4 protein-coding genes, 1 tRNA gene, 1 rRNA gene and 1 pseudogene are annotated in these 4,518 nt (G+C 66.5%); 3 read left to right on the plus strand and 4 right to left on the minus strand.

Translation table 11 applies throughout. The features are described 5' to 3' along the window. The first annotated feature begins 112 nt into the window (after positions 1-112). A 5S ribosomal RNA gene (gene rrf, locus LV82_RS14655) occupies positions 113-227 on the plus strand. Between the two features lie 62 nt (positions 228-289). Next, positions 290-366: transfer RNA gene (locus LV82_RS14660), tRNA-Met, on the plus strand. A 166-nt stretch (positions 367-532) separates the two neighbouring features. On the opposite strand, the gene LV82_RS14665 is transcribed toward LV82_RS14660, so the two are convergent. The 4 genes from LV82_RS14665 to LV82_RS14675 all read right to left on the minus strand — a co-directional run bounded on the left by LV82_RS14665 (position 533) and on the right by LV82_RS14675 (position 4,071). Beyond that, positions 533-1,468, minus strand: a complete 936-nt coding sequence (locus LV82_RS14665) for a helix-turn-helix transcriptional regulator (protein WP_104072949.1) — start codon at positions 1,466-1,468, stop codon at positions 533-535. 76 nt (positions 1,469-1,544) lie between these two features. Further along, a complete protein-coding gene (locus LV82_RS15075; protein WP_342750190.1) occupies positions 1,545-1,931 on the minus strand; it encodes a molybdopterin cofactor-binding domain-containing protein in 387 nt (128 codons plus the stop codon). Continuing rightward, a complete protein-coding gene (locus LV82_RS14670; protein ID WP_211289225.1) occupies positions 1,853-3,616 on the minus strand; it encodes a molybdopterin cofactor-binding domain-containing protein in 1,764 nt (587 codons plus the stop codon). The genes LV82_RS15075 and LV82_RS14670 overlap by 79 nt, the downstream gene beginning before the upstream one ends. Continuing rightward, positions 3,613-4,071: a (2Fe-2S)-binding protein gene (locus LV82_RS14675; RefSeq protein WP_104072951.1), complete on the minus strand. Its 459-nt coding sequence runs from the start codon at positions 4,069-4,071 to the stop codon at positions 3,613-3,615. The genes LV82_RS14670 and LV82_RS14675 overlap by 4 nt, the downstream gene beginning before the upstream one ends. A 206-nt stretch (positions 4,072-4,277) precedes the next feature. Here LV82_RS14675 and LV82_RS15080 point away from each other — a divergent pair. Further along, positions 4,278-4,518 (plus strand): annotated as a pseudogene (locus tag LV82_RS15080) (IS110 family transposase); the annotation flags it as partial.

Consider the following 4,518-nt stretch of genomic DNA (forward strand, 5'->3'; position numbering starts at 1 on the left):
AGTTGACCGGTACTAATCGCTCGATAGGCTTGATCTGATCCAGAAACAGCAAGACTCAATACCCAATCAAAAGCAAACATTCGACTTGGAAAACAAAGTGCTTCTTCCTCGGTTTGGTGGTCATAGCGCGAGCAAAACTCCCGATCCCATCCCGAACTCGGTCGATAAGTGCCGCAGCGCCAATGGTACTGCGTCTCAAGACGTGGGAGAGTAGGTCACCGCCAAACCTAGAAAGAAGCACTCATTCAAAACGTATCTCTCCATCACGATCAAAAAAAACCAATCATAACGCGGGGTGGAGCAGCCCGGTAGCTCGTCAGGCTCATAACCTGAAGGTCGCAGGTTCAAATCCTGCCCCCGCAACCAAAACACACACGCGTTTACAAATGCTTACGCACCGCCCTCCGGGGCGGCGTTTGCGTTTCCGCCGCCCGTGGAAGCACTGTGGAAGCAAGAGGGGACGAAGCCCTTCATATCGCTGCGGAACTCAGTCGGTTGGGTGCCGGATTGGTTTCGCCTGTCACACAGGCGATCATGAGTGCAACGACGAAGCACTGCCGAACTCCTCCCTGTAACGACGAGGCGAGGTTCCCACGCCCTTCGCAAAGGCACGAGTGAAGTGCGCTTGATCGGAGTATCCGGCAAGGAATCCGATCTGTGCGAGACTCGGGCCGGGCTTTTCGACCAGATACCCCGCCGCGACCTGCAGGCGCGCCTCGGCGACCAGCCGGGACAGGCTTAGCCCCTGTTCCGTCAGCCGACGTTGCAGCGTGCGGGCGGACAGGCCTGCCCAGTCAGCCAAATCTTTCACTGTCCAGCGTCTCAGTGGGTCTGCCGTCAGGTGTTCCCGAAGTCGCGTAGCCAATGCCTCGGTGGGCCCGGCCGTGATAGTTGGTTCATCCCGGTGACGCCCCGAGTGGTGCAGGATCACCCCGCTGCCATGCGCTAACCGACCGGGGTCGAACCACCGGCCAGCTTTGCGCCACAACCTGCCGCCTTGATCGCTCAGCGTTACCGGCGCTTGTTGGACCAACTCCGCCAGCCTGGCGAGCACCGACAGAACCAGCACGGTTTCAGGTTCGGATGGCGCCGCACCCTTGCCTCGCGCCTCGTGCTTTAACGCGATCTCGCGCGGACCTTGGACCCTTGCGCGAACCCGGTGGCTCCCGTGGCTGAAGGTCTCCAGGCGATGCCAGCGCGCCAGGAGATCCGGCACATCCCGCGCGCGCGTGAGGGCCAGCAGCACCGGCTCGGGGGGCATGGTCGGCAGCGCGTCGGCGATCTGCATGACCGCCAGTCGGCCATGCGCTGCCATGATCGCGGCCAGCGCCGCCTGCTTTTCGGGACGCGGCAGATGAGCGCCGCCCGGCGCGCGCAGGCCCGCAGCGATGCCCTGTCGGGCGAGCCCCGCCGCGACCAGCCGCATCATCGCGGCCGAGGCGAAGTCGTCGGTTTCCTGTGCCCTCATGTCTCCTCCCGCACTGTCGGCAGGATAGCCGAGCCAGCGCTCCGTGGCACGATCCGAACCGCAGCACCCGACCGCATCATGTGGCCAGCACCTCGGGCCCCACGGGAAAATGGAGCGGGCGCACTCCGGTCGCCGCCCGGATCGCGTTGGCGATGGCGCCCGGGCCGGCGACAATCATCGTCTCGCCCGAACCCATCGGGGGTGCGTCCGTCTCCAAGAGATCGACGGTGATCGGCGGCACATCGGACATGGCCGGGATCGGCGCGTCGCCGAAGTTTTGGGCCACGACGCGTCCGTCCTCGAGCGGCAGATTGTCCGACAGGACCATGCCGATGCTCCACACGAGGTTGCCCTCGCATTGCGCGCGCACCTGGTCGGGGTTGATCACGAGACCGCAGTCATGCACACCCCAGAGCCCGCTGACCCGCACCCGGCCACGAGGATCGACTGCGACCTCGGCCACGGCGGCGGCATAGCTCTTCTCCTTGTAGATACCGCAGGCCACACCCCGGCCGACCCGCGTTTCGGCAATAGCGGGCGCGACCTCTCTGTCCCACTCCGAGATCTCTCGGACGCGCTCGAGCGCCGCCGCCAGCCGTGGATCGGCAGCATGGGCGATCCGAAAGGCCAGCGGATCGGCGCCCACAACCCGTGCCGCCTCGTCCATCGCGCTCTCGATGGCCAGCCCGTTCGGACCCGCCCCCAGCCCGCGCCACGGCCCGGTATGCACCGGCAGGCGCACCGCGTCATAGGCAGCGCGCGCCGGGCAAGGACACGGGGCGCCGCCATGCCCCGCGCAACGCCGCCGTCGCCGATCAGCATATCAGTGCCGCGTTGCATCCAAGCGGGCACGACGGCTGCGGTAAAGAGGATGTGGGACGACACCTGAGCATGGTCCCAATCGGTGATCCGTCCGTCTAGGACGCGAGCCCGGATCCGGTGCGACGAGGGCGGCCGGTGGAACGCGAAGGTAAGTTCCTGCGCGCGGGTCCACTGCACCTTGACCGGCGCGCCCGCGGCGGCTGCCAACGCGGCCGCCTCGGCCTCGACGGTGCAGATCGTCTTGCCCCCGAAGGCGCCGCCGATCCGGCAGGACTGAACCGTCACGGCGTCGCCCGACAGGTCGAACGCATCGGCCAGAAAATCGCGGATGTAGAATGCATCCTGCGTTCCGGCCCAGACCCTCAGCGTGCCGTCCTGCCATTCGGCGACCGCCGCGCGAGGCTCGATAGGCGCATGGGCAGCGAGCGGGATGTCCACCCGGAGATCGACATCCCAGGGCCCGGCCTCGGGTTCCGCGTCCAGCACAGTGTGCGGCAACGATCCTTCGGCCAGCCGCCGATCCACGTCCACCTCGGTCGGGATGTCGGCACGCGGATGGGGGCCGCCGATGTCCCAGGTGACGTCGAGCGCCTCGGCGATAGTGTCGAGCGCGCCGGGCCGCTGCGCCAGGATCCCCAGTCCGCGGGCCTTGCCGATCGGCGGTCCGCACTCCTCGACGATAGCGATGAACCCGGGCACCGACCGGGCCGCCTCGGCGTTCCAGCGCAGGGGGCGCGAGGCGACTTCCGGGGGCGCCGCCGGGGCGCGCAGCACCCGGCCGAAGACGATCCCGGGCCGCGCCACGTCGGCGGCATAGAGCGATCCGCCGGTCACGATCTCGCGGCCCTGCACCAGCTCGGGCGCAGCACCGATCAGCCCGCCTGGACGCAGGCTCCGCAGATCGGATATGGGCCGCGGCGCGACGGTGACCGGACCCTCGGTCCGCCCCGCCGCGATGGCATCGCGAAGGGATGCACAGGCCTGGGCGAGCGGCTCGACGAACAACTGGACGGACTCGCTGCCGACCGTCGCCTTGACCCGTGGCACCAAAGTGTCGTGCAGGCGCAGGTCGACCATCTCCCACCCGACATTGAGTTCGGCGCAGGCCACCTGCTTCAGAGCAGTGGCGATGTTCTGGCCCATCTCTGCACGCGGCAGCGTCAGGGTATAGCGACCGTCGCGCCAGGCGATCCAGCCCAACGCCGCCTCGGGATCGGGATTGGGGCGTTTCGGGATCACCGGGACCTGGCTCCAGACACCGGCTCCGACACCGATCATCGCCACCAATCCGCCGCCGGCGGCCCGCAGAAAGGTGCGCCTCTTCATGCCCCGGCCTCCGCGGCGCGCGCAATGGCCGCGCGGATGCGTCCGTAGGTGCCGCAGCGGCAAAGGTTGCCTGCCATCGCGGACTCGACGTCCTCCGCGTTCGGCCGCGGCGTCGTTTCGAGAAGGGCGACCGCCGACATGATCTGCCCGGACTGGCAATAGCCGCATTGCGGCACGCCAAGCTCGAGCCAGGCCGCCTGAACCGGGTGCAGCCGATACCCTTCGGCCAGCCCTTCGATGGTGCGCACCTCTGCTCCGTCGGCGTCGGCCGCCGGAGTGATGCAGGACCGCGTCGGCACGCCGTCCAGAATCACCGTGCAGGCGCCGCAGAAGCCTGCCCCGCAGCCGTATTTCGTCCCGGTCAGCCCGAAATGCTCGCGCAAAAGGAAGAGCAGCGGCTCTTCGGCCCAGGCATCAGGGAAAGGCGAGACTTCCCCGTTGAGAATTATCTGCATGAAAGGCTCCTCATGCTGTCAGTTGTGACAGCGAAGATGGAGGCATGTCGCGCCACTTTCTTGAACGATCGCGCCAATGGTGCGTGGAAAGTTCCTTCTTCGCAGATCTTGCAGGCCCAAAGTGAACTGATGCGGTGGATGCCCCCACCAACGGCATCTTGTATGCCATGACGGTTCTATAGGAACCAATTTTGGAGGGCACATCGATGGCGACGAAGATCAGCATGCTGGCGATCGACTTGGCGAAGGGCAGTTTTCAGGTCTGTGCGGTCGGGCCGGATGGGACGGTTCTATACAATCGGGCGCTATCGCGGACACGGTTGGCCGCGCTTTTGACCGAACAGCCAACCTGCATCGTGGCCATGGAGGCTTGCGCAACTTCCCATCACTGGGGCCGGGTGGCGCAACGACATGGCCACGAGGTGCGGCTTGTGCCGGCAACCTATG

This window comes from Albidovulum inexpectatum (assembly GCF_002927635.1).
In the GTDB taxonomy this organism is placed as follows: domain Bacteria; phylum Pseudomonadota; class Alphaproteobacteria; order Rhodobacterales; family Rhodobacteraceae; genus Albidovulum; species Albidovulum inexpectatum.